Genomic DNA, 24,145 nt, shown 5'->3' with positions numbered 1-24,145 from the left:
CGGTTGCGCCGCTCAGACATGGATCGTGACGAGCCCGGCAACGATCAGCAACGTTCCCATGAGATAACGAAAATGCAGTGGCTCGCCGAAGACGAGCTGGGCCAGCACGGGAACGAAGCAGAAGGTCAGCCCCATGAAGGAATAGGCGATGGTGAGGGGAACGGAGCGCAGGACGTAGATCCAGACAACCGTGCCAAAGCCGTACAGGGCGAGGGCCGCGATGAAGACTGGATTGACGGCAAGCGTGAGGAGGCTGGCCAAAGAAAATGTGCCGGTGGTCTGGCTCGCAAGCTTGAACAGGACTTGTCCCATCGCGATCATCAAGGGGGTGCCGAGCAATCCGATCCAGGTTGCGAGTGTCAGGCTGGAGAAATCCAAGGTGCTCAGCGCTCCACGTTTTCCATGTAGAAGATGTCACGCCCGATATCGACGCAGCTATGCTGCGCAGGGACCGGATGCATGGCGCGCAGAAAGGAATGCGTATAGGGGAAAAAGTTGAAATGCGGATTGAAACTGTAGCGTGCCTCGCGTTCCCGGGGAACGACAATGATGACCCGCCTGCGGGCAATGCGCCGCAGCTCGGCAATTGCACGGTGATACTCAAGCACGTGTTCGATGACATGCGTGCAAACGACGGTGTCAAACTCTCCATCGGCAAACGGGAGGTTTTCGATCTTTGCGGCAATATATTCGACGCCCGGTAAGGCTGCGGCATCATCAATGACGAAATCGACGCCTGTCACCCGCGTCAATGTCGGGTGACCTTGGCGGATGCGCGTGAGGAGCGCGCCTGTCCCGCAGCCGATGTCGCAAACGCTGTCCCCTTGGACTTCCTCTACGACCCGGCGGATGCAGGCTTCCGAATTGTCGGTGCCGGCATGCACCCGCGGATGCTTGCGGTAAAGATCAGCGTAAGCCTCCTCTGTCAGGAAGGGCGCACGCGCACGAAATTCGGCCAGGTCCGATATGTGCTTGCCCCACGCCAATTCGGCCAGCCAGAGGAACAGCTTGGAATCGCGGAGGATCGGTGGGAGGACATCTTCAATGAAGAAGCGGATCCTGTTTGTTGTTTCGCGCCTCATGCCGCATCTCTTTTGCGTGCCGCCTCTTCGGCCGGATCGGAGCGCTTGCCGGAATAAATCGACGGTAGACTGAGATAGTGCAATCGTAGCAGCTCGTTGCGACCCTGCGCCACGGAATCCAGAATCACGCCTCCGGCGAAGGAAACAAAACTCAGGCCGACAAGGCAGAGAGACAATACCCATGTCGGCATTCGCGGGACGAGACCCGTCTGAAGGTATTCGACGATTACCGGGGCGCCAAAGAGAATGCCCGCCATCAGAAACGCGCTTGCGATAGTTGCAAAGAATGCAAAAGGACGCGTCTCCTTCATCAGCATGGCAAACATGCCCAGGATCTTGAACCCGTCCCGGAAGGTGGAAAGTTTCGATTGGGATCCGGCGGGACGGCGTCCGTAATTGAGTTCAAGCTCGGTTACCGGCAGCTTGAGCCGCGAAGCATGCACCGACATCTCAGTCTCGATCTCAAATCCGCCGGATATCGCCGGAAAACTTTTCACATAGCGGCGCGAAAAGGCGCGGTAGCCGGAGAGGATGTCGGTGAAGTCGTTGCCGAAGAGCAGGCGGTAAAGCCCGTTGAACAGTCGGTTGCCGAAGGCATGGCCGTTGCGTCCGGCATCGGCATGCACGCCGCGCCGCGTGCCGACGACCATGTCGACGCGCTCGGTGATCAGCGTGCGAACAAGTTCTTCAGCGTCGGCGGGGCCATAGGTCCCGTCGCCATCGGCCATGATGTAGATATCGGCATCGATATCGCAGAACATGCGGCGCACCACATGGCCCTTGCCCTGGCGTCGTTCGCGCACGACGGTGGCGCCGGCCAGCATGGCGGTCAGCGCCGTGCCGTCGGTGGAATTGTTGTCGTAGACGTAGATCCGCGCCTCCGGCAGGGCCGCCCGGAAGTCGCGCACCACCTGGCCGATCGTCGCCGCCTCGTTGTAGCACGGCAGGAGAACGGCAATGTCGGGAGCATTGGTGGCCGGACCACTCATGGGGCAATACCTGCTGGGGCTCTGGAGACCCTTATGGTCCCCTCTCGCTTTACTATTTCTTGAGAAGGTTAAGGCTAGGTTTCGCCCGCGTATCATCTTGGAATGATGGCACCGAGCCAGTCGATGCGCCGGGTCTTTGAAGAAACGGGGGATCCATGATCGATTTGTCCGCACAGGCGTCAGACAAGGTTCAGTCGAGGGCATCCCTGCCACTCTGGATCGGTTTCTACAGTGTCGCGGCCATCGCCTTCATCGCGCTTCTCAACCTGCCCGGAGCCGTGGATTATGTCGGCGCCGACAACGACGATGTCATGCGCCTCGTCGAGGTGCGCGATCTGCTCGCCGGCCAGTCCTGGTTCGACCTGATGCAGTATCGCTTGGGCCTTGACGGCGGCACGCTGATGCATTGGTCCCGCCTGATCGACCTGCCGATCGCGCTGTTGATCCGGCTCTTTTCCCATGTCGTGCCCGGTGAACAGGCTGAAGCCCTGGCACTGCTTGTCTGGCCGCTGTCGCTCGTCGTGCCGCTGATGACGGCCATGGCGGTTGCCGCTCGCCGCATCGGGTCTGATGTGACGATGCATGTCGTGCTGATGTTCACGGCCGTCTTCTGCATCACCAGCAATCGTTTCCTGCCGGGCGCGATCGATCATCACAATGTTCAGATGGTCTTGGCCGCGATCATGGCGGCGGGGCTGCTCGACCCTGCCCGTGGCCGCATGAGCCATGCCGTGGCGGGATTGGCCGCAGCGGTGGCGCTGGCAATCGGTGCGGAAACGACGCCGCTGGTGGCGGCCGTCTGCGCCGTGGTCGGCCTTCTCTGGGTGGCCGAAGGTCCGGCTTTCACCTCGGCTGCGCGCAGCTTCTCGCTGACCCTGCTTCTGTCGCTCTCTGCGCTGTTTTTTGCCACGGTGCCGCCCGCTCGCTACGGCGCCGTCACCTGTGATAGCCTTTCGATCGGTTTCTACGCCATCGTCGGCATTGGTGCCGCAGCGCTTTATGTCGCGACCTATCTCGGCAACGGGGCAAGCCTGCGCCTGCGCAGTGTCGCAATCCTGGTCATCGGTGCCCTGGTTCTGGCCACCGCATTGACCGTTGCGCCCCAGTGCCTGCAGAACCCGCTGAATGAACTCGATCCGCTGTTGCAGAACCTGTGGCTGTCAGGCGTCATCGAGGCGCAGTCCTTTCGCCAGCAACTGGCCGCTGACCCGCAAAGCTTCGGTGGTTTTTACGCCGTCGGTTTCTTCGGCATTGCCGTCTGCCTGTTCCGCATTGCCGGTCGGGACGGCGTGCGCGTCCATCTCGTGCTGCTCGCACTGCTGGCCGTCAGCTACCTCGTTGCCCTCGTGCAGGTTCGTGGCAGCACCTTTTCAAATCTCTTCGCCATCCTGCCCCTCTCTCTCCTGATCTCGGACCTGCGCCTGAAGACCCATGACCAGCCCGAGCATCTCGGCGCCGGCCTGCTCTTTGCGCTCACCGCAATCCTCTCTGTGCCGAGTGTCTGGATCCTCAGCGGCGTGTTCTTCGTCGAGGGCACGGCGGGCGTTACCGCGCGGATGAAATCGCTGGTCGGACCAAGCCAGATGTCGCAGGACGCAGCCGTTGCCTGTGACACGCGGGCGGCATACCAGACGCTTGCCAAGCTGCTGCCGACGACGGTGGCCGCCCCCTCCGACATCGGCCCGGAAATCCTCCGTTTCACCCGGCATCGCGTCCTGACCGGCCCCTATCACCGCAACCAGGGCGGTATGCTGACCGAGATCCATATCGGCCTGGCCAAGCCAGACGAGGCCGCCGCCTTTCTGCGCGGCGCAGGTGTCGGCATTCTCGCCTTCTGCCCGGATTTCCTCCAGTCGGAAAAGATTGCCCGGATGAAACCGGATGGCCTCTATGCCCAGCTGCTCAAGGGCAATGTCCCGGCCTATCTCACTCCCGTTCCGATCGACGGCCCATCGGGATTGCAGATCTTCACCGTGACGCTGCCCTGATCAATGCCGGGGAAACCGGGCAGGCTGCGACGGCACGGGCTGATCTCGGCGGATTTTTCCGCTAGCAAAGGGGCATGAGCAATTTCTTCGACAACGATTCGCCGACGAATCTGACCGAGTTCTCCGTTTCGGAACTGTCGGGCTCGATCAAGCGCACCATCGAAACCTCCTTCGAGCATGTCCGCGTGCGCGGCGAAATCTCCGGCTATCGTGGGCCGCATTCCTCGGGCCATGCCTATTTCAGCCTGAAGGACGACAAGGCGCGCATCGATGCGGTGATCTGGAAGGGCTCGTTCTCGAAGCTGAAATATCGCCCGGAAGAGGGCATGGAAGTGATTGCCACCGGCAAGGTCACCACCTTCCCCGGCTCGTCGAAATACCAGATCGTCATCGAGCAGATGGAACCTGCCGGTGCCGGCGCGCTGATGGCGCTGATCGAGGAGCGCAAGCGCCGCTTTACGGCCGAAGGCCTGTTCGATCCCGCGCGCAAACAGCTTCTGCCCTTTCTGCCCCGGGTGATCGGTGTCGTCACTTCGCCGACCGGTGCCGTCATCCGCGATATCCTGCACCGCATCTCGGATCGCTTCCCGGTGCATGTTCTCGTCTGGCCGGTGAAGGTGCAGGGCGAGGGCTCCGGCGACGAGGTGGCGAATGCCATCCAGGGGTTCAACGCCCTGGAGCACGGCGGCCTGATCCCGCGACCCGATGTGCTGATCGTGGCGCGCGGTGGTGGCAGCCTTGAGGATCTCTGGAGCTTCAACGACGAGGCCGTGGTGCGGGCCGCCGCTGCGAGCACGATCCCGCTGATCTCCGCCGTCGGCCATGAAACCGACTGGACGCTCATTGATTACGCGGCCGATATCCGTGCGCCGACCCCGACGGGTGCGGCCGAGATGGCGGTGCCTGTCAAGGCGGACCTCGAGGCGCAGGTCTCGGCATTGTCGGCCCGTCTGTCCGGTGCCATGAACCGCCAGATGGACAATCGCCGGCAGAACCTGCGCGCGCTTGTGCGGGCACTGCCCTCGCTCGATCAGCTGCTCGCTTTGCCGCGCCGTCGCTTCGATGAAGCCGCAGCCGGGCTCGGCCGCAGCCTTGAACTCAACACCATGAACAAACGGCGCAATTTCGAACGCGCGGCGGCCAGGCTCTCGCCCGACATGCTGGTGCGTCGCTTGGTCGAGCGGAAGCAGAAGCTGTCCGAACAGGCAGCCCGTGCCGAGCGCGTCGTCGAACGGCTGCTCGACCGCAACAAGGCCCGCCTGGAACGCTTCGATGCGACGCTCAGTGCCGTGCCGGCTCGTCTGAAAGCCATGACCGACCGGTCGCGCGATCGTCTCGACGGTCTGTCGCGCCGGGCAGACAGCGCCGTGGTCAACGATCTGCGCCGCGCCCGCCAGGCGCTCGTCTCCCAGGATCGCGTGTTGCAGTCGCTCTCCTATACCAATGTGCTCGCGCGCGGCTATGCCGTGATCCGTGATGCCTGGGATCGGCCGGTGACGCGGGCAAACGCGGTGGCGCACGGTCAGGGGATCGAGATCCAGTTCGCCGATGGTCGGGTGAAAGCCGTGGCCGGGGAGGGCGTTCTGCCGCCCGAACCTGCGGCGCCGCCCAGGCCCGCGCCGCAGCCGCGCCCTGCGAGAAAGCCCGAGGGCACCTCTGGTCAGGGCAGCCTGTTCTGACATTTGTCTGGCGAGGTGCCGGCTCCAGCAGCAGACAAGGCACCTACGTTGGCAGACATGGAATCTGAGGCATCAATAATATTTTCCGCGATATGGCGGAAAAGAGCAAAATACTCGCGAAATTATCGGCAAATATTTTCGCTTATGGCCTTTGTTTTCGTGATGAAAAACCATCCGAATAGAGTCGAAATTCGTGCAATTTCGACTTTCGGTTGACTTTTAGGCCGGCGCTGTCTATATCTGGTTTGTCGATATTTGTTTGTCTGGCTTTGGTTACCGCGCTTCAGCGCTTTGAGCGAAACTTCCTTTCAAAAATCGTTATCCTGTCCGCAGCGCAGTCGCGCTGGGGGAAATCTATGCGCTACGAAAGGGTTCATCATGACCACTGGCACAGTAAAATGGTTCAATTCCACCAAGGGCTTCGGCTTCATTCAGCCTGACAACGGCGGCCCGGACGCATTCGTCCACATCTCGGCTGTTGAACGCGCCGGAATGCGCGAAATCGTTGAAGGCCAGAAGATTGCCTACGATATGGAGCGCGACAACAAGTCGGGCAAGATGTCTGCCTGCAACCTGCAGGCGGCCTGATAGATCCGGGATCCGCTTTCCTTTGACCACGGATGTACTGGCACTGTCGAAAGCAAGATCCCTAGGGAAGGTCAGGCGGTTTGCCTGGCCTTTTTTTATTGCCCGACAAGGGCAGGCTCCTGAAAGGAGACGAAATGTCCGACAACCTTACGAAGTCGCGCCAGACCGCCGAAGCGGCCTTTGCGCGTACCCAGTCACAGTTTCTCGCCCGCGGTCGCGCCGTCGACGAACTGGATGCCATTACCGCAGCGCGTGATGAAAAGACGGCGCGCCTGCGCGAAGCTCGTCTCACACGCGAACGCGAAACGCGCGAACGCGCGACGGCCGCCCTTGTGGCCAAGCGCGCGCGCCCCTGACACCCCACTCGAGAGATCGGAGCACCGATGAAATTCAGCAGAGATCATGGCCTGGCCGAGCGCCGGACGACAGCCACAGACGCCAAGGCGGCATTGCTCGAGGCCTACAAGGCCGCGCATTCCGCAGCCGACCCCGACCGTGAAGCGCGTTTGGCCGAACGGGCCGCGCGCGCCGAAGAACGCGCCAAGCGCCATGCCGAACGCGACCGCGCCAAGGCCGAGGAAAAGGCCCGCGCCGAGCAGGAAGCCCGCGAACGCGAGGAAGCCCTGACTGCCGCAGCGAGCGCCGAAAAGGACGCCCGCGAACAGGCCGAAGCATCACGCATCAGCCGCGTCGTCGAAGACGAAGCCGCTCGCAAGGCCGAGCGTGACCGCCGTTACGCCGCCCGCAAGGCCCGCCAGGGCTGACAGGCGCTGCCACCGATCTGCCGGTCATCGATTTCGGTTGACCGGCACAGCGCTGCACGGCCGCCCGGCGGCAAATAAATTGCGCGCAATTGATCAACCCGACGTGATTATACTGGAAAACTATCTTCGTCGTCGCCACATCTGTCTCCGAAGCTGAATGCGTGAAAACGGCACTCGGCGAAAAGGAGTATGATCATGATGAAGAAGACCATTCTGGCCGCCATTGTCGCTGCGGCCACGTTCGGCGTCGTTTCCGCCCAGGCTGCCACCTATGTCGAAGCCGGTGGCTGGACGCCGCGCGAGATCCTGTTCGGCAAGCAGTATAACGGCAATGTCACGGCAATCCGCGTCGATCGCGGCGGGTTCGATCGTCACACCTATCCGCGGCAGGCCATCTACCCGACCGGCAACAGTCTGCGTCTGGCTCAGGCCGTCGTCACGGAAGATCCGAGCCTGGTTGCCGCACTCCAGGTCCGCGGCATTGCCCAGCACAACGTGCTTTGGGTCCAGACCGCACTCAACGGCGGCAAGGTCGTCTACTACCGCTGATTTTGAGGCTCTGGCCGAAAATCAAAACCCCGCCCTGGAATGAGGACGGGGTTTTTTGTTTGACCGCTGAGGGATTAAGTCTCAGGCCCACTCGCCCTTGCGCATCACGGGCACCTTGGAGCCATCGGCGCGGATGCCGTCGATATCGACCTTGTCGGAACCGATCATCCAGTCGATGTGGATCAGCGAGGAATTGCCCCCTTGCGCCTTGATCTGGTCCTGGCTGAGCGAGGCGCCGTCGAGGAAGCACTTCGAATAGCACTGGCCAAGCGCGATGTGGCAGGAGGCATTTTCGTCGAACAGCGTGTTGTAGAACAGCACGCCCGAGGCCGAGATCGGCGAGGAATGCGGCACCAGCGCCACTTCGCCCAGCCGCCGTGCGCCTTCGTCGGTGTCGAGCACCTTGTTGAGCACTGCCTCGCCCTTGGATGCCTTGGCCTCGACGATCCGTCCGCCTTCGAAGCGCACCTGGATGTCGTCGATCAGCGTGCCCTGGTGGCTGAGCGGCTTGGTCGAGGAGACATGGCCCTCCACCTTCAGCGCATGCGGCGTGGTGAAGACTTCTTCCGTCGGAATGTTCGGATTGCAGGTCACGCCGTTCTTCGCCGTCGACGCACCGCCATGCCATTCATGGCCGTCGGCGAGACCGACGGTCAGGTCGGTGCCGGGGCCGGTGAAATGCAGGGCGGCAAAGCGCTCGCCGTTGAGCCAGGTCGACCGCTTCTTCAGTTCCGCATTGTGCTCGGCCCAGGCCGCGACCGGATCGTCACGGTCCACACGCGAAGCGGCGAAGATAGCGTCGGCCAGCTTGCGCACGGCCTCGTCGATCGGCAGATCCGGGAAGACGAGTTTCGACCAGGACGGGTTCGGGTAGGAGCAGATGTTCCAGTTGATGTCGAAGTTGGAGATATGCTCCAGCGCCGGCTTGTAGGCGATCGAGGTTGCCTTGTTGGCGCGGCCGACCTTGGCAGGGTCTTCGGAGGCGAGCAGCATCGGGTTGTCGCCAGCGATCGCGAGGCGTGCTGCGCCGTTTTCATAAGCCTTCGCCATGCCGTCATAGAGCCAGTTCGGCGCGCGATCGAAGCTCTCGTCGTGACCGTGGCGATAGCGCGCCAGCGTCGTCTCCTCGTCCGAATAGAAGGTGGTGACAGTCGACGCGCCCGCTTTGTAGGCATGCGCCGTGATCAGCCGCACCAGCGGCACGGCGACGAGCGGAGCCGTCAGCACCAGGTCCTGACCCTTTTGCAGCTGCAAGCCGACCTTGATCGCCACCTCGGCGAGCTTGTCGAGCTTTACGGGATCAATGGAGGCGGAGTAATCGGGAAGGGTCATGGGGCATTCCTGTTGTGGCTGTCACGCCAGAGTTAAGGGCAAAGATGGCGAAGTCCAGACCGCGGGGCGAGGTCAGGCGACCAAATGCGCGACAATTGCAAGCAGCGCCTTTTGCGCATCCTGTGGTGAGAGCCGCACCTGCAGCCCGCGCTGGCCGCCATTCATGTAGACGAGCGGCTCGTCCATGGCGGAGATCTCGATAGCAGTCGGCACCTGCTTTTTCTGGCCGAAGGGGCTGATGCCGCCGACCACGAAGCCGGTGAGTTTTTCCGCGTTGGCCGGCTTCATCATCGCTGCGGATTTGCCGCCGAAGGCTGCCGCCAGCTTCTTCATCGACACCTCCTTGTCGGAGGGCACGACGACGCAGACCGGCTTGCCGTCGAGTTCGGCCATCAGCGTCTTCAGCACCCGCGACGGATGCTCGCCGATCGCTTCTGCCGCCTGCAGCCCGATGCGCTCGGCATTCGGGTCGTAGTCATAGGTCGCGGTGGTATAGGCGACGCCGGCCTTGTCGAGAAACTGCGTGGCGCGGGTGGTCTTCGCCATGAGGTCAGGCCTTGAAGGTCTGCTGATAGGTCTCGGGCTTGAAACCGACGACAAGCGCGCCGTCCACGTCCAGCACCGGGCGTTTGATCATCGATGGCTGCGCCAGCATCAGCGTCTTGGCCTTGGCGGCGTCGAGGTTCTCTTTCTGCGCGTCGTCGAGCTTCTTGAAGGTGGTGCCGGCCTTGTTCAAGAGCACCTCCCAGCCGACTTTGCCGATCCAGCCGTCGAGGGTCGACGCGTCAATGCCCTTGGCCTTGTAGTCGTGGAAGTCATGCGAGACGCTGTGGTCATCAAGCCAGGTGCGGGCCTTCTTCATCGTGTCGCAGTTCTTGATGCCGTAGATGATGGTGGGCATGCCATGTCTCCTGTTCACAAACGAGGGATAGCAAGGCGTAGCCGGGCCTGGCAAGCCGGCACCGTTCTGCCGGATTGGCGAAGAGGAGAGGTTCGGAAATCGGGTTGCCGGGCGGGCCGGGAAGAGCCATCTTCAGCGTGCTGCAAGGGGCAGCCAGATGGACGAGCGCATCATGTCAGTCACGCATCACTATGCGACCTTCGAGGCCGCCCATGGCCATTGTGCCATTCTCTGGAGCGAGAATGGCATCGCAGGCTTCCGCCTGCCGGCTGCATCGCAGGAAGAGACGGTGCTGTCCATACATCGGCGCCACGCCTCGATCATCGAGACGGATCCGGACGCCCGGATTGCGGGTGTGATCGGCCGCGTGAAGCGCTACTTTGACGGCGAGCAGAGCGATTTTTCCGATCTGCCGCTCGACTTGTCCGCCCCGACCGATCTGTATCGCCAGATCTATGCCGCCACGCGACGCCTGGCCTGGGGCACGGCGACCACCTATGGCGCCCTGGCCGCCGAACTGGAACTCGGACCGGCGGGCGCATGGACGATCGGCCAGGCCATGGCCAAGAACCCCATTCCGCTGATCATCCCCTGCCATCGGGTCCTGGCGGCCGGACGCAAGATCGGTGGTTTTTCCGCGCCTGGCGGAACGGACGCCAAGCTGCGGATGCTGGAGCTGGAGGGGGTTGAGCTGCCTGAAACGACCCCGGCGCAACAGTCCTTCGCTTTCTGAGGACAGCGTACGGAAAAGAAAACGGAGGGCCAGGTCCTCCGTTTCATTCGTTCACTAAGGTTGAGGCGTTCGCCTCATTCCCACTCGATCGTGCCCGGCGGCTTCGACGTCACGTCGTAGACGACGCGGTTGATGCCGCGGACCTCGTTGATGATGCGGGTGGCAGCCCGGCCGAGGAATTCCATGTCGTAGTGGTAGAAGTCGGCGGTCATGCCGTCGACCGAGGTGACGGCGCGCAGCGCACAGACGAATTCGTAAGTACGCCCATCGCCCATGACGCCGACGGTCTGCACCGGCAGCAGCACGGCAAAGGCCTGCCAGATCGCGTCGTAGAGGCCGGCCTTGCGGATCTCGTCGAGATAGATGGCATCGGCTTCGCGCAGGATGTCGAGCTTTTCGCGGGTAACGCCGCCCGGGCAGCGGATGGCAAGGCCCGGACCCGGGAAGGGGTGACGGCCGATGAACGAGTCGGGCAGGCCAAGCTCCTTGCCGAGCACGCGCACTTCGTCCTTGAAGAGTTCGCGCAAGGGTTCGACAAGCTGCATCTTCATGCGCTCGGGCAGGCCGCCGACATTGTGGTGGCTCTTGATCGTCACCGACGGGCCGCCGGTGAAGGAAACGCTTTCGATGACGTCGGGATAAAGCGTGCCCTGGCCGAGGAAATCGGCGCCGCCGAGCTTTTTCGCTTCTTCCTCGAAAGTCTCGATGAACAGGCGGCCGATGATCTTGCGCTTGGTTTCCGGGTCGCTGACACCTTCGAGCTCGCCAACGAACTTGTCGACGGCATCCACATGGATGAGGTGCAGATTGTAGTGTTCCTTGAACATGGCAACGACATCCGCTGCCTCGTTCTTGCGCATCAGGCCGTGGTCGACGAGGATGCAGGTCAGCTGATCGCCGACGGCCTCGTGGATCAGCAGGGCTGCTACGGACGAGTCGACGCCGCCCGAGAGCGCGCAGATGACGCGCTTGTCGCCGACCTGGGCACGGATCTGCTCAACCGCCTTCTGGCGATAGGCATGCATGGTCCAGTCGCCCTTCACGCCGGCGATGTTCTGCACGAAGTTTTGGATGAGCTTCGCACCATCGGGCGTGTGCACGACCTCAGGGTGGAACTGCACGGCGTAATATTTGCGGGCCTCGTCGGCGATGAAGGCGAAGGGCGCGTTGGACGAGGTGGCGAGCACCTTGAAGCCCGGCGGGATCGCGGTGACGCGGTCGCCATGGGACATCCAGACCTGGTGGCGCGAGCCGACAGACCAGAGGCCTTCAAAGAGGGTGCAATCCTGCTCGACTTCGAGGAAGGCGCGACCGAATTCGCGGTGATGGCCCGCTTCGACCTTGCCGCCGAGCTGGGCGCACATGGTCTGCTGGCCATAGCAGATGCCGAAGATGGGAAGACCGCTGTCGAACAGAACCTGCGGTGCCCGGGGGCTTCCTTCATCGAGCACGGAAGCGGGGCTTCCCGACAGGATGATTGCCTTGGGCTTCAGGCGCTTGAAGCCTTCTTCGGCGGACTGGAAAGGGACGATTTCGCAATAGACGCCGGATTCACGAACGCGGCGGGCGATCAGCTGCGTTACCTGGCTGCCGAAATCGACGATGAGAACACTGTCGGGATGTGCTGTCTGGGTCATGGCGAGCCTTTAAAGAAAAAGGGGCCATCTTTCAATGGCAGATCGGACGGAGAATCCCGATTTTTTGTGCGCCTGCTCAGAACCAGAAGACGCCGTCTTCGAGCGCCGTCTGCAGGCTGTCGACCGCGAGCGCCAGCTTCTTGTCGATGATGTGCAGATACTGCGTCCAGTCGTCGATATGGTTGACGTCGTGGCGCCCATCGGAAATGCCGCGCAGGCCGATCAGCGGCACGCCAAAACTCTGGCAGGCGCGCAGGATCGCGAAGGTCTCCATCTCGACCATATCGGCATCGATCGACTGATAGGCAGCACCGGAGACCACGTTTGCGCCGGTGGAAAGGCTGGCGGCGGGAATGCCGGGGATGCGCAAGGGCAACTCGACGGCGACCGGCAGATCGAGAAACGGCGTCTTGCCCTTTTCGAAGCCGAAGGCGGAGGCATCCATGTCGCGATAGGAAACGGAGGAGACCTGATAGACTTCGGCCTGTTCGAGCCTCGCGGAGCCGGCCGAACCGAGCGAGACGACGAGGTCCGGAAGATCGTCATGGATGGCGAGCCGCGCCAGTTCCCTGGTCAGCACAACGGCGGCTTCGACCGGGCCTACGCCGGTCATCAGCGGCGAAATGCGCGTGCGCAGGAAGACGCCGTATTCGGCATCCGCTGCCATGACGAAGAGCACCTGTCTGCCGGCGATCGACTTCATCTCGTAGCTCATCCGGAAATCCCCTCCCGCCCGCGGATCACCATCAAGGTGCTGGTCATCGAGGCGATCAGCTTGGCCGGACCGTCGGTCAGCGCATAACCGCGCCCGTCGGCCACGATGATGTTCGAGCCCGGCTTGGTGATCTCGCCACGAAACAGAAAACGTTCGCCCCGGCCCGGCGACATCAGGTTGACCTTGAATTCGATGGTCAGCAGCGAGACTTCGGGCTCGACGACGGTATAGGCGGCATAGCTGCAGGCGGTGTCGAGGGCCGCCGATATCACGCCTGCATGCAGGAAACCGTGTTGCTGGGTGAGCTTGGGATCGAAACCCAGTTCGATCTCCACGACACCCTGGCTGATGCGCGAAAGCTCCGCCCCCAAGGTCTCCATGGCGCCCTGACGCGCAAAACTGCGTCGAATGCGCGCCTCGACGGTATCAGGATCGATTTCTGTCATGCTTGATGCCCCTTCGGCGCGAAATTGGCACGCAGAAATAAGGCATGCAAGCACTCATCAGCCAGTTTTCAGTTGAGCCAGGCAATGCTGAGGTTGAGCAGGCTCGCAAAGGCGACCCAGGCGAGATAGGGGACAAAGAGCAGTGTCGAGACACGGTCGATCGGCCGCGCCTTGATCATGAAGCCGACGATCGTCAGCAGCATGCCGGCAATCACGATAAGGCCGAGTTCGGGGTTCTGCAGACCGAAAAAGGCAGGCGACCAGAGCAGATTGGCACCCAGCTGGGCAAACCAAAGCTGCATCGCCGCCGATTTCGGTGCCCGCATCCAGATCCGCGCACCGGCAATGCCGATCAGCACATAGAGCGTGGTCCAGACCGGGCCGAAGAGCCAGGCGGGCGGGTTGAAAAACGGTTTCTGCAGCGTCGCATACCAGTCGCCGGGCATGTTCGCGAGGCCGGACAAGAGACCGGCCGAAACGACGATGACAATGAAGGCGGCATAGGTGAGGATGATGCGCATGGAGCCTAACTAGGGCAGCGGGTCGCCTTTGGCCAGATGCCGGTCAACCGATCAGAGCCGAACGATATGCTGGTCCCAGGCAACGCGATGGACCCGGTCGAGGAAGTCGCCGCGATAGGAGGAGACGGCAAAACTCTCACGGGACGGCGCGATGCCGGCGGCATCCGCGAGCACCGTTTCCGAGATCAGCCGTCCGTCGCGTCCGTCGAGCACGGCCCAGAGCCCATTCTTCGGCGAGGCAATGCCGACCAGGCCCTGGGCGCGGTTGACGGCGATCGCGCCGACATAATTGCCGAGCCGGTCGGTGGTCGCCTCCGGTAGCGACACGAAGGAAAGCGCCTCGCCCTTGGAGAAATGCCCGACCAGTGGCGGCCGGTCGGTGCGCGGTCCTTCATACTGGCAGGCAAACCAGATCTTGCCATCCTCGGCGGTATCCAGATGCCGAGTGGAAAGCTGGCGAAGCTCGGTAGGCAAAGCGTGCTTCTGGATCAGATCGCCGCTCTTTGCATCGACCAGCGCCAGCGACGGATCCATATGGTCGAGATTGAGCTTGGTGCGGCCGAAATCCGGATGGGTCTCGATGCCGCCATTGGCGATGACCAGAATGCCGTCAGCCGTCACCGTGATGTCATGCGTGCCGATGCCATGGGCCGGCACCTCGCCGACGCGTTCAAAACCCGACAGGCAGTCATAGATCCCGACCACCCCGGCATTGGCGTCAAAATCGTTCTCGCTGGCGTAAAACAGCTGACCATTGGGCGAAAAGGCGCCATGGCCGAAATAATGCCGCCCCTCCGGCGCCGAGATGATTTTCGGTTCGGCCCGGCGGGTGGTGTCGAAGATGACGGCAAAGGTGCCCGGTCGCCGGGCAAAGGCGACGGAGAGGCCGTTGACCTCGCTGTGGCAAAGCCCGTGGATGCGGCCCGGAAGCGCGATCTGCTCGATGAGCTCCCCGGCTTCGCTGACAAGGCCGATGGCAAAGCGGCCATCCGGCAGCTTCAGGCCGGAGGCATAGACCGCATCCGTCTGGTCGAGCGCGAAGGCGGCGCGCGGCGTCAGCCCTGCCACGAAGGCAAGGCCCGCCGCCCGCACAAAGGCACGGCGATCGATCAAGGGCAGAACCGGCATCTCAGTCCCCGTCGGAAAAGGAGAAGCCGGCGGCAAGGCCGATCCCGCCGCCGAGATCGTTGTTGAGGCGCAAGATCAGGTCGCGGCTGTTGAGCAGCAGGAAATCGAGTTTCGCCACCTGTTCCGGCGTTTCGAGCGCCTTGGCGACATCCGGTTCGATATCGCCGGAAACCCGCGCCAGGGAATGCGCCACGAAATCGGTGGAGCTGACGACCGAGCGATTGTCTTCGGCCAAGAGGTCAGCCATGCCGGATTGGTCCATCAGGTCGCGGATACCCTCGATATTCGCGGTGATCGAGCGGAAGGTATTGCCAGAGCGCCAGTAGATCGCCTGGTGGGGCAGGGCCTTCGCCGCATCGCCCTTGTAGAAGCTCTCGATACGCTGGTCGCGCACGGTTTCCGCCGCATGCACGAGCACGCCGAGCAGTTCCTTGGCCGCTTCCGCCTCGTCGCGATAGACGGGGTTATCAGGCCCCGGTGTCTTCCAGGCGGCCTGGATGCCGTCCGGTTTGTCCCATTCGGTCGCAAGCTCCCCGCCCAGCCGCTGCAGATTGGCGGCGATGGCCGCCCCATAGCGGCAGCGATAGCCGTCCTTCTCGGCGGTCAACGCCTCGGCGCCGGTGCCGTAGAGTACGAATTCGAGCGCGCCAATGCCCTGCATGGCAACGCTCTTGTCCTTCAGCGTCTCCATCGACGTCGCGCTTTCGTCCGATTTGGCAAGCGCCGCCTGCACCTGTTTCAAGCCAGTTCCCTTGCGGTCGGGGAAAAACAGGATACGCTCGAAGCGATTGCCCTCGAGCACGGGGCCGACGCGCACGATCTCGATCCGCGACCAGGCATCGACCACGCTGCCAAAGGCTGTCCGGGCACCGTCGAGGCTGAGCTGCGAAGGGGCCGCACACAGGGCGCCCATGGCGGATGCCATGGCGGTCGCGCTGTCATGGAAGCGGTGATAGCCGGGGCGAATGAAGCCGTCGACGGCCTTGGCCATGACGCCGGGCACCTTCGCGGTGTCGAGCACGCCGGGGGGGATGGGGCTTTCCTGCGCCAGCGCGGGGCCGAAGCCGAGCGGAAGTGCCAGAAGTGTGGCGAAGGCGATCCGGGTAAACGGTGTCCGCATCAGAGAGACTCCAGGAATGTGATGAGGGCCTTGCGGTCCTTTGGGGCGGAAGCAGCAAAGAGATCCCGAGCCGCTTTCGCTTCCCCGCCATGCCAGAGGATGGCTTCGGTGAGAGAGCGGGCGCGCCCGTCATGCAGGAAGAACGTGTGGCCATTGACGGCTTGTGTGAGACCGATACCCCAGAGCGGCGGTGTGCGCCACTCGCTTCCTGTGGCATCGCCCACGGCCTGCCCGTCGGAGAGGCCCTCGCCCATGTCATGCAGCAAAAAATCGGAATAGGGCCAGATCAGCTGGAAGGCCTGCGCCTTGTTGTCGGCCTTGCGGCTGGTGACGAATTTGGGTCTGTGGCAGGCGGTGCAGCCGCCGTCGTAGAACAGCTGCTTGCCGCGCAGGACCTCGGCGTGCTCGACATCGCGACGGGCCGGCGGCGCCAGGGTCTTGGCATAGAAGGTGACGAGGTCGAGCACAGGATCGGGTGCCTCCGTATCACCCAGCCGCGCCTGCACGCCGGTGGCGCTGGCGAGACATTGCGCCTGTGCTGACGTGCAATCGCCGAAATGACGTAGATCGTCCGGCGTCGAAATGCCGATATCCCCGGCAAAGGCGCCGGAACTCTGGTCGCGCACAGAAGCGTTCTGCGCCTTCCAGCCGAAACGCCCGAGCTTGATTTCACCGGTCCTGTGATCGCGGGCGCGCGCCGCCTTGCCGGAAATGCCGTCGCCGTTTTGATCATCGGGATCGGCCAGCGCCAGGATATCTTCCTCGGCAATCGCCTCGATCAGACCGAGCCCGATCATCGGATTGGCAATGCGCGGCGACAGAGTCGTTGAGGGATCGAGCGGGCCATAGGCGAGGTCGGAGACCGAATAGGTGGGGCGGCGCAGCATCACGGTCTCGCCGCCTGAAAGCGCCAGGGCCTGTTCGTCATAGCGGATCTGCATCCGTCCTTCGGCGGAAAGGCCCGGCACCGCCTGGTCCTGCAGCTGCCCGCCATAAACCGGGTCCGGCAGGCTCATCATCTCCAGCCGCTCCAGCTTGGCGCGCTCTTCCGCGGTGGCGGGGCCACGTGCGAGCCGCAGGAACATTGAGGTCGCGTCACGATCGCCCTCCGGCGGATGGCCGCGTCCATCCTTCACATGGCAGCTCTGGCAGGCGCGCGCGTTGAACAGCGGCCCCAGCCCATCGGAGGCCTGGGTCGAGGAGGGGGAGGAGACCCAGAGCTTGGTGAAGAGCGCATTGCCGAGCTTGAAATCCTGCTCTTCGGCAAAGGTGATGTTGGGGGCAAAATGCGAGAAGGCATCGCGGGAGACGCCATGCTGCGAGGTGCCGGCGCCGCCTTGTTTGATCTCGAACGGTTCTGCTTTGGAAAAATCGCTGGTTGGCGTCGTCACGGCCTGCACACGGGCAAGGTCCTTGGGCGACAGGTCGCTACGTGCGACCCGGTCCCCGGCGCTCGACGGGATCGCTGTCGGCATGAGCAGCGCGAGGCCGGCAGCGAGAGCGATCGGAGTTTTCATCGGGGAGATCGGGCCGTTCTCATCGGAACGGCCCGCCTTTGCTTCTTACTGGAACACGGCGCCAGGATTATCAAGGCTGTCGGAGCCTTCAAGCTCGATCGTGCCGAGATCCAGCGACGCAATGACGCGCTGGATGGTCTGGGTCTGGTCGATCAGCCCGTCGATGGCGGCCTGCACTGTGGCATTGCCCTCGGCATTGCCTTCACCGATCATCTGGTCATAGGCTTCCTTGGTCTCGGCGCGCTTGGCCATGGCGTTCATGGCGTCCAGCGTCTTTGCAAGCTTCGCCTTCATCTCGGCATCAAGCGCCGGATCCTTGGCGGCAACCAGTTCCGAGAGCGACGGGCCGGTGAGCTTGGTGCCGTCGGCGCGGGTGTAATCGCCGAGATAGGCCGAGGCGATGCCGATGGCGTCGTTCAGATGCGAATTGTGCGTGTTGTCGGAGAAGCAGTCATGCTCTTCTTCCGGGTCATGCAGCAACACGCCGAGCTTCATCCGCTCGCCGGCCAGTTCGCCATAGGAGAGCGAACCCATGCCGGTCAGAATGATCGACAGACCCTTCTTCTCGTCGGCAAGCACGTTCTTCGTGGCGGCGCCTTCCGGCGCCCAGGCATCGACCATTTCCTGCAGGTCCTGAACGAGCAGCGTCGAGGCGGACTTCAGATAGTCGGCGCGGCGATCGCAATTGCCGTTGGTGCAATTGGACTTGTCGTAGTCCGTATAGGGGCGGTTGCCGGCGCCGGGACCGGTGCCGTTCAGGTCCTGACCCCACAGCAGGAATTCGATGGCGTGATAGCCGGTCGCGACATTGGCTTCGACGTCGCCGGCCTCGTGCAGCGTGTTGGCGAGGAAATCGGGCGTGATCTTCGAGGCGTCGATCTCTTCACCGTTGATCTTGATCTTCGGGTTGGCGATGACATTCGCGACATAGAGCGAATTGCCGTCGCTTTCGGTGCCGTAAGCGGCATCGACATAGTCGATCAGGCCTTCATCGAGCGGCCAGGCATTCACCTTGCCTTCCCATTCGTCGACGATCGGGTTGCCGAAGCGGTAGACTTCCGACTGTTGATAGGACGGGCGCGCCGCGATCCAGGCAGCACGAGCGGCCTTCAGCGTCTCGTCGCTCGGCTTGGCGATCAGCGCGTCGATGGCGGCATCCAGAGCCTTGGCGGTGGTGAGCGCATCCTGGAATTTCGCCTCCGCGAGATCGGTGTAGTGCACCAGAACCTCTTTGGCAGACGGGGCGGCAAAGGCCGGCCCGGCGAACATCGCAGCCGACGAAGCCAGAAGCGCAAAAGATGCGCCGATGACGGTTTTCCGGATCATGGTGTCTCCCTTCGGCACCGACACGGCGCCACTCTTTGAACGGACGCCATGTCTTGGCCGAAAATCAAACTGGTGTCAAACAGTCGAGTATAAGAAAGAGAACAATCCTTGAGGCCGTTTCAGGTTTTACTTGCGCCGCATGCGGCAGAAGAAGAAGCCGTCCGTATCCATGCTGGCGGGGCTGAGCGTCAGCGTCTTGCCATCGGCCGAGCGCGGCGCCGGCGCGGAGGTGCCAAGCAACCGCTTCCAGTCGTCGAGCACGGGCACGATCTCGAAGGCCGGGTTCTTCGCACAGAAGGCACGCACCTGCCGGTCGTTTTCATCGGGCAGGACGGAGCACGTCACATAAACCAGCGAGCCGCCGGGCTTGACGAAGGCGGATGCCGCCGTCAGCGCCTCGTCCTGCTGCGACACCCGCTCCTGCAGATTGCGATCGGTCAGCCGCCACTTGGTGTCGGGGCGACGGCGCCAGGTGCCGGTGCCCGTGCAGGGCGCGTCGACCAGCACGTGGTCGAAGCGTTCCTTCAGGCTCTCCAGCGCCTTGGCGCTGTCATGCACCTGGACGTTATGCGTGCCGGCGCGCTTCAGCCGCTCGATGATCGGCGCCAGCCGCTTGCGGTCGGCGTCATAGGCATGCACCTGGCCCTTGTTGTTCATGGCCGCTGCCATGGCCAGCGTCTTGCCGCCGCCGCCGGCGCAGAAGTCGAGGACCTGCTGGCCCTCGCGCGGATCGACGAGATCGGCGACGATCTGCGATCCCTCATCCTGCACCTCGAACCAGCCCTTCTGGAAGCTGAGTTCTGCCGTGACGTTCGGCAGACGCGACGGGCCTTCGCCGGCCGGCACGCGCATGCCGAAACGGGCAATCGGCGAGGCCTGGGCGCCGGCGCGGTCCAGCGCCTTCAGCACCTTCTCGCGGTTTGCCTTCAGGGTGTTGACGCGCAGATCGAGTGTCGGGCGGGTGGCAAGTGCCTTGGCTTCCGCAAGCCAGTCGTCGCCAAAGGCCTCTTCAAAGGCGGGCTGGACCCAATCCGGGATGTCGCCCTGGATATGCAGCGGAGCAGTCGAGAGATCGCGGGAGGAAAAGGCTTCGATCTGCTGGGCGGAAAGAGGGGCCGGAGCAAAGTTGTCGCCTTCGAAGCCGGCGGTGAGCGCATCGAGCTCCATGCCCCACTGGCGCAGGAGAACGGCCCAGCCGAGGGCCTGCGCGCTGTCGTCATCCATCAGCCAGGCGTGGGAGAGCTTCATGCGAAGCGCGTCATAGACGATATTGCCGATCGCCGCGCGGTCGCCGGACCCGGCGAAGCGGTGGGCCAGCCCCCAATCCTTGAGGGCATCGGCAACGGGACGGCGACGGGTCTCGATATCATCCAAGACTTCGATCGCACCGGCAAGACGGCCGCCCAGACGCATGGTCATTCTCCTTTGAAAGAAGAGAGCGTGGTAACGGCTGTCTGGTGCAAGAGCAAGCGCCTAACCACGTTCGACCGTAAGCGCCGTCCGGACGGGTGGAGAGATCAGCCGATGATCTCGTAGCAGACCTTGGCGTGGCCGGAACGAACCATGCCGATGTTCTGGGCTGCGGCCTTGGAGAGATCGAGCACGCGGCCGCGAATGAAGGGTCCGCGATCGTTGATGCGGACAACCACGCTCTGGCCGCTGCGGGCATTGGTAACCTTGACCTTGGTTCCGAACGGCAGGCTCTTGTGGGCTGCCGTCATCTTGGCCGGGTTCATACGTTCACCGGAAGCTGTCTTCGAATGCAGGGCGTACCACGAGGCGCCACCGCAGGAGGACTTGGCATTTGCACTGTGGGGCGCGAAAGCACAGAGTGCAGCAATAGTTGCAGCGGTGAAAATAGAGCGGCAGCTGATCGTCAAGTTACATTTCCCTAGTCGTTGACACGAGGTGTTTTTTGCGTGTCTGAGGCTAGGCAGGGTCAAAAGTGGCAAAAAAGTGCCAATTAGCAATCACGAACTATTTCACAATGTAACATTCGTGATGGTCGGATTGGGTGTCTTTACCTTAATGAATGGTAAAGAATTCAGAAAAATTGTTTGATTCCAGTCGTAAACGCGGAATGAAAATCCAGCCCGAGTCCGGGATGCGCCGTTCACGGAATCGAGAAAGAAAAATTTTCCACAGCGGTCATATTTGCTGCCCAAATTGTGGTGCGGAAGGGGCTGAGGCCCTGTCTTTCGGCCATTTTTGCCACTCTTCACGCAAAGTTCGACCTGGAAAAACGGCTTTCAGGCCTTTTGGTTCCATCGTCCGGAGCCAAGTAATTCCGCCAGCGACATATGGTAGTTCTGGTACCTGAAGTTGAATCCGAGCGCCTTGATCTTGGCGTTCGAAACACGCTTGTTCTCGCCGTAGAAGGAGCGCGCCATCGGCGTCAGATCGGCCGTTTCGAAGGGCTGTTCGGGCGGCGCATCCATACCCATCAACCGCGCGGCCTCGATCACCACGTCCTGTGGCGGAGAGGGCTCGTCGTCCGTGACGTTGAACACGCCACCCGTCCGTGGCCCGGCCAGGAAAGCGGTCGCCGCGGCTATGTCTTCCACCCGGATGCGGTTGAACACCTGGTCCTTCTTCACCAGCCGTCGAGCGGTGCCATTGGCAAGGTTCATGAAGGTGTTGCGCCCCGGCCCATAGATGCCGGAGAGCCGGAGAATGGCAAGCGGGATCGCCTCGCGATTGGCCAACGTCTGCCAGGCCTCTTCCGCCTCGACGCGCTCGACCGAGCGCACCGAGACCGGCTTCAGCTCGGATGTCTCGTCCACCCAGGCGCCCTGATGGTCGCCATAAACCCCGACGGTCGAGAGATAGCAGACCCATTCCAGCTTCGGCATCACGGACTTCAGGCCCTGGCCACCGAACAGCCGGACCAGCGGATCGCCATCCGCGCCCGGCGCGATCGACTGCACGAGATGGGTTACGTCTTTCAATGCGGCTTCGAGCTCCGGCGTCAGGCTGGAACCGTCAAAGACGAAAGGCTCGATGCCGGCGGCCTCAAGGGCGGCTCCTTTTTCGGCGCTGCGCGTGGTGCCGGCGACAGAGGCACCCTGGCCTCTCAACAGCTGGCCGATCGCCTTGCCCGAATAACCCGCCCCGAAAATCATCACACGCATGCGTCAGCTCTCCATCATCCATTCCAGCCGGACCGTTTCGTCCGGTTCTTGCCCTATGCGCGCTGTCCGCAAGGCCAGGAAGTCCAGGCTCGGCAAAAGCCGCGACAGCGCCCAGACGGCCATGCCGCGCACATCGGCGGAAGTATCGTCGAGAAGCGCCTCGCAGGCCGGCGCCAGCTTGACCGACCCGGAATTGCCCGCTGCAATCAGGACGTTGCGCACGAAGCGGTCGCGCCCGATGCGCTTTACGGGCGAGCCGCTAAAGTAGGTGCGGAAGGCGGCATCGTCCAGCGTCAGGAAGAAGGCGATCTCGGGCGCTTTCAGATCATCACGCGCCTTGAGCTTCATCTCGCGGGCACTCGCCGCAAACTTGTTCCACGGACAGGCGGCGAGACAGTCGTCGCAGCCATAGATCCGGTTGCCGAAGGCGGGGCGAAGCTGAGGGTCGATCCGCCCCTTGTGCTCGATGGTCAGATAGGAAATGCAGCGGCGCGCATCGATCTGGTAGGGCGCCGGGAAGGCATCCGTCGGACAGGCGTCGAGACAGGCGCGGCAGGAGCCGCAATGATCGCGTTCCGGCTGATCGATCTCGAGATCTTCAGTGGTGAACAGGCTGCCGAGAAACAGCCAGGAGCCGAAGTCGCGGCTGACGAGATTGGTGTGTTTGCCCTGCCAGCCGAGCCCGGCTGCCGCCGCGAGCGGTTTTTCCATGACAGGCGCCGTATCGACAAAGACCTTCACATCGGCGCCGGCCTTTGCCGCAAAACGCGTCGCAATCTCTTTCAGCCGCCCTTTGATCACGTCGTGATAGTCGCGGTTTCGGGCATAAACGGAGATGGCGGCCTTGTCCGGCTCTGCCTGCAAGAGGCGCGGATCCGCGTCCGGGCCGTAATTCATCCCGAACATCACGATGGAGCGCACGTCCGACCAGAGCACGCGCGGATCGCCGCGCCTCTCGATTGTCTCTTCCATCCACGCCATGGTGCCGTGCCGACCGGCCTCGACAAAAGTTTGAAGCCGCCCCGGCGCCTCCGGGATCGTGTCGGGCAGGGTGACGCGACAGACGTCAAACCCTTGTGCGAGCGCTTCCCCGCGCAGGAAGCGCGTCAGGTCTTCCCGCCGCTTCCTGATCTTCGGATCGCTCTGCGGCTCGTCCATCGGGCTGGCCGTCAGAAGTCGAGATCGGCGTAATGCGAGACCGGCGTGATGCCGCGCACGCGTTCGGTGAGGAGCGGGCGGAAGGAGGGGCGCGATTTGATCCGCTGGTACCATTCCTTGGCGACCGAGAACTCGTTCCAGTCGATCTCGCCGAGATAATCGAGCACCGAGACGGCAGCCGCTGCCGACAGGTCGCCGTAGCTCAAACGTTCGCCGGCCACCCATTGGCGCGAGCCCGACAGCCAGGTGAGGTACTTCATGTGATGGCGGATATTGCCGCGCGCGGTGCGCAGCACCTTCGAGTCAGGCGCACCGCCACCCAGGCCATTGGGGATCAGCAGCTTGTGCACCCGCTCGCGCACCAGAGGCTTGGTGACATCCTGCTCCATCTTTTGCAGGAACCACTCGACCAGCCGACGTATCTCGGCCCGTTGGAACGGATCTTCCGCAAACAGTCGCCGATCGCGCTTCAGCACGCCATGGGTCTCGTCGATGAATTCGGAAATGACCATGGGGCCGCAGAGGGCGCGCATATTATCGTCAACATAGACGGGCAGGGTGCCGGCCGGGTTGAAGGCTAGGAATTCCTTCCGCTTCTCCCAGGTCTGTTCCTCCACCAGATCCACCTGAAAGCCGTATTCGGCCAGAACCAGACGGATGAAACGGGACGCGGTGGACATCGAATGATGGTACAGGGTCGGCATTGTGACTCGGATTCTCGGATTTTTGAAAAGTGCCAAACCGCGCTATCAGAGGCGACTGGTCATGATCTCGGCTTCCAAGCTATAGGAGCTTGGTTAAAGCAATACAAGCAAATCACGGACAGCCTTCCCCTGATGGA

At 62.6% G+C, this 24,145-nt stretch carries 26 protein-coding genes; 7 read left to right on the top strand and 19 right to left on the bottom strand.

Annotated elements, in window-relative coordinates; all coding sequences use genetic code 11:
• Positions 1-12 precede the first annotated feature (12 nt).
• Genes DFO46_RS16635 through DFO46_RS16625 form a run of 3 tightly spaced genes read right to left on the bottom strand, consistent with a single transcriptional unit; the run spans position 13 to position 2,071 of the window.
• The gene (locus tag DFO46_RS16635) at positions 13-378 is read right to left on the bottom strand and encodes a transporter (RefSeq protein ID WP_245422583.1); all 366 of its coding nucleotides are present in this window, start codon (positions 376-378) and stop codon (positions 13-15) included.
• 5 nt (positions 379-383) lie between these two features.
• Positions 384-1,082 carry a class I SAM-dependent methyltransferase gene (locus DFO46_RS16630; protein WP_110790269.1) on the bottom strand — a complete coding sequence of 233 codons (699 nt, stop codon included), beginning with the start codon at positions 1,080-1,082 and terminating at the stop codon, positions 384-386.
• Positions 1,079-2,071 (bottom strand): glycosyltransferase, encoded by a 993-nt coding sequence (locus DFO46_RS16625; RefSeq protein ID WP_120278038.1) that lies wholly within the window; start codon positions 2,069-2,071, stop codon positions 1,079-1,081. Before DFO46_RS16625 ends, DFO46_RS16630 begins: the two co-directional genes overlap by 4 nt.
• Before the next feature lie 155 nt (positions 2,072-2,226).
• Here DFO46_RS16625 and DFO46_RS16620 point away from each other — a divergent pair, with 155 nt between their 5' ends.
• From DFO46_RS16620 to DFO46_RS16595, 6 genes are all read left to right on the top strand, one after another.
• Positions 2,227-4,059, top strand: coding sequence for a hypothetical protein (locus DFO46_RS16620; RefSeq protein ID WP_120278037.1), 1,833 nt, complete (start codon positions 2,227-2,229; stop codon positions 4,057-4,059).
• Between the two features lie 74 nt (positions 4,060-4,133).
• A complete protein-coding gene (gene xseA, locus DFO46_RS16615; RefSeq protein ID WP_120278036.1) occupies positions 4,134-5,738 on the top strand; it encodes an exodeoxyribonuclease VII large subunit in 1,605 nt (534 codons plus the stop codon).
• A 378-nt stretch (positions 5,739-6,116) separates the two neighbouring features.
• Complete coding sequence (locus tag DFO46_RS16610) at positions 6,117-6,326, top strand: cold-shock protein (RefSeq protein ID WP_025427963.1); 210 nt, start codon at positions 6,117-6,119, stop codon at positions 6,324-6,326.
• Between the two features lie 134 nt (positions 6,327-6,460).
• A complete protein-coding gene (locus DFO46_RS16605) occupies positions 6,461-6,682 on the top strand; it encodes a hypothetical protein (protein ID WP_110790265.1) in 222 nt (73 codons plus the stop codon).
• Positions 6,683-6,709: 27 nt separating this feature from the next.
• Positions 6,710-7,090, top strand: a complete 381-nt coding sequence (locus tag DFO46_RS23940) for a DUF6481 family protein (protein WP_110790264.1) — start codon at positions 6,710-6,712, stop codon at positions 7,088-7,090.
• 195 nt (positions 7,091-7,285) lie between these two features.
• Positions 7,286-7,639, top strand: coding sequence for a hypothetical protein (locus DFO46_RS16595; protein ID WP_147412776.1), 354 nt, complete (start codon positions 7,286-7,288; stop codon positions 7,637-7,639).
• Positions 7,640-7,720: 81 nt separating this feature from the next.
• Here DFO46_RS16595 and DFO46_RS16590 read toward each other — a convergent pair whose 3' ends face one another.
• The 3 genes from DFO46_RS16590 to DFO46_RS16580 all read right to left on the bottom strand — a co-directional run bounded on the left by DFO46_RS16590 (position 7,721) and on the right by DFO46_RS16580 (position 9,872).
• Positions 7,721-8,971: an aminopeptidase gene (locus DFO46_RS16590; protein ID WP_120278034.1), complete on the bottom strand. Its 1,251-nt coding sequence runs from the start codon at positions 8,969-8,971 to the stop codon at positions 7,721-7,723.
• A 72-nt stretch (positions 8,972-9,043) separates the two neighbouring features.
• Entirely contained in the window at positions 9,044-9,517 is a 474-nt protein-coding gene (gene ybaK, locus DFO46_RS16585) for a Cys-tRNA(Pro) deacylase (RefSeq protein ID WP_120278033.1), read from the bottom strand.
• Positions 9,518-9,521: 4 nt separating this feature from the next.
• The gene (locus DFO46_RS16580; protein WP_120278032.1) at positions 9,522-9,872 is read right to left on the bottom strand and encodes an ArsC family reductase; all 351 of its coding nucleotides are present in this window, start codon (positions 9,870-9,872) and stop codon (positions 9,522-9,524) included.
• Positions 9,873-10,029: 157 nt separating this feature from the next.
• On the opposite strand from DFO46_RS16580, the gene DFO46_RS16575 reads away from it, so the two are divergent.
• Positions 10,030-10,605: a methylated-DNA--[protein]-cysteine S-methyltransferase gene (locus DFO46_RS16575; protein WP_281039956.1), complete on the top strand. Its 576-nt coding sequence runs from the start codon at positions 10,030-10,032 to the stop codon at positions 10,603-10,605.
• Positions 10,606-10,679: 74 nt separating this feature from the next.
• Here DFO46_RS16575 and guaA read toward each other — a convergent pair whose 3' ends face one another.
• From guaA to DFO46_RS16510, 13 genes are all read right to left on the bottom strand, one after another.
• Positions 10,680-12,242 carry a glutamine-hydrolyzing GMP synthase gene (gene guaA / locus DFO46_RS16570; RefSeq protein WP_110790259.1) on the bottom strand — a complete coding sequence of 521 codons (1,563 nt, stop codon included), beginning with the start codon at positions 12,240-12,242 and terminating at the stop codon, positions 10,680-10,682.
• 76 nt (positions 12,243-12,318) lie between these two features.
• Positions 12,319-12,957, bottom strand: coding sequence for a 5'-methylthioadenosine/S-adenosylhomocysteine nucleosidase (locus DFO46_RS16565; RefSeq protein ID WP_120278031.1), 639 nt, complete (start codon positions 12,955-12,957; stop codon positions 12,319-12,321).
• Positions 12,954-13,403: a PaaI family thioesterase gene (locus tag DFO46_RS16560; protein WP_110790257.1), complete on the bottom strand. Its 450-nt coding sequence runs from the start codon at positions 13,401-13,403 to the stop codon at positions 12,954-12,956. Before DFO46_RS16560 ends, DFO46_RS16565 begins: the two co-directional genes overlap by 4 nt.
• Before the next feature lie 68 nt (positions 13,404-13,471).
• Positions 13,472-13,924: a TspO/MBR family protein gene (locus DFO46_RS16555; protein WP_120278030.1), complete on the bottom strand. Its 453-nt coding sequence runs from the start codon at positions 13,922-13,924 to the stop codon at positions 13,472-13,474.
• A 51-nt stretch (positions 13,925-13,975) separates the two neighbouring features.
• Positions 13,976-15,052 (bottom strand): DUF1513 domain-containing protein, encoded by a 1,077-nt coding sequence (locus tag DFO46_RS16550; protein ID WP_120278029.1) that lies wholly within the window; start codon positions 15,050-15,052, stop codon positions 13,976-13,978.
• Between the two features lies 1 nt (position 15,053).
• Complete coding sequence (locus DFO46_RS16545; RefSeq protein ID WP_120278028.1) at positions 15,054-16,172, bottom strand: imelysin family protein; 1,119 nt, start codon at positions 16,170-16,172, stop codon at positions 15,054-15,056.
• Complete coding sequence (locus DFO46_RS16540) at positions 16,172-17,647, bottom strand: di-heme oxidoredictase family protein (RefSeq protein WP_245422624.1); 1,476 nt, start codon at positions 17,645-17,647, stop codon at positions 16,172-16,174. The genes DFO46_RS16545 and DFO46_RS16540 overlap by 1 nt, the downstream gene beginning before the upstream one ends.
• Positions 17,648-17,734: 87 nt before the next feature.
• A complete protein-coding gene (locus DFO46_RS16535; protein ID WP_120278026.1) occupies positions 17,735-19,015 on the bottom strand; it encodes an imelysin family protein in 1,281 nt (426 codons plus the stop codon).
• A 126-nt stretch (positions 19,016-19,141) separates the two neighbouring features.
• Complete coding sequence (locus DFO46_RS16530; protein WP_120278025.1) at positions 19,142-20,428, bottom strand: RsmB/NOP family class I SAM-dependent RNA methyltransferase; 1,287 nt, start codon at positions 20,426-20,428, stop codon at positions 19,142-19,144.
• 104 nt (positions 20,429-20,532) lie between these two features.
• Positions 20,533-20,895 carry a septal ring lytic transglycosylase RlpA family protein gene (locus DFO46_RS16525; RefSeq protein WP_165826145.1) on the bottom strand — a complete coding sequence of 121 codons (363 nt, stop codon included), beginning with the start codon at positions 20,893-20,895 and terminating at the stop codon, positions 20,533-20,535.
• A 369-nt stretch (positions 20,896-21,264) separates the two neighbouring features.
• Positions 21,265-22,146 carry an SDR family oxidoreductase gene (locus DFO46_RS16520; protein WP_120278024.1) on the bottom strand — a complete coding sequence of 294 codons (882 nt, stop codon included), beginning with the start codon at positions 22,144-22,146 and terminating at the stop codon, positions 21,265-21,267.
• 3 nt (positions 22,147-22,149) lie between these two features.
• Positions 22,150-23,304: a tRNA epoxyqueuosine(34) reductase QueG gene (queG, locus tag DFO46_RS16515; RefSeq protein ID WP_120278023.1), complete on the bottom strand. Its 1,155-nt coding sequence runs from the start codon at positions 23,302-23,304 to the stop codon at positions 22,150-22,152.
• A gap of 11 nt (positions 23,305-23,315) precedes the next feature.
• Positions 23,316-24,008 carry a glutathione S-transferase family protein gene (locus DFO46_RS16510; protein WP_120278022.1) on the bottom strand — a complete coding sequence of 231 codons (693 nt, stop codon included), beginning with the start codon at positions 24,006-24,008 and terminating at the stop codon, positions 23,316-23,318.
• Positions 24,009-24,145: the final 137 nt, after the last annotated feature.

Source organism: Rhizobium sp. AG855 (assembly GCF_003610655.1).
Lineage (GTDB): Bacteria > Pseudomonadota > Alphaproteobacteria > Rhizobiales > Rhizobiaceae > Allorhizobium > Allorhizobium wuzhouense.
Note: the sequence above shows the minus strand (reverse complement) of the source record. Positions and strands in the feature narration are given on the sequence as shown.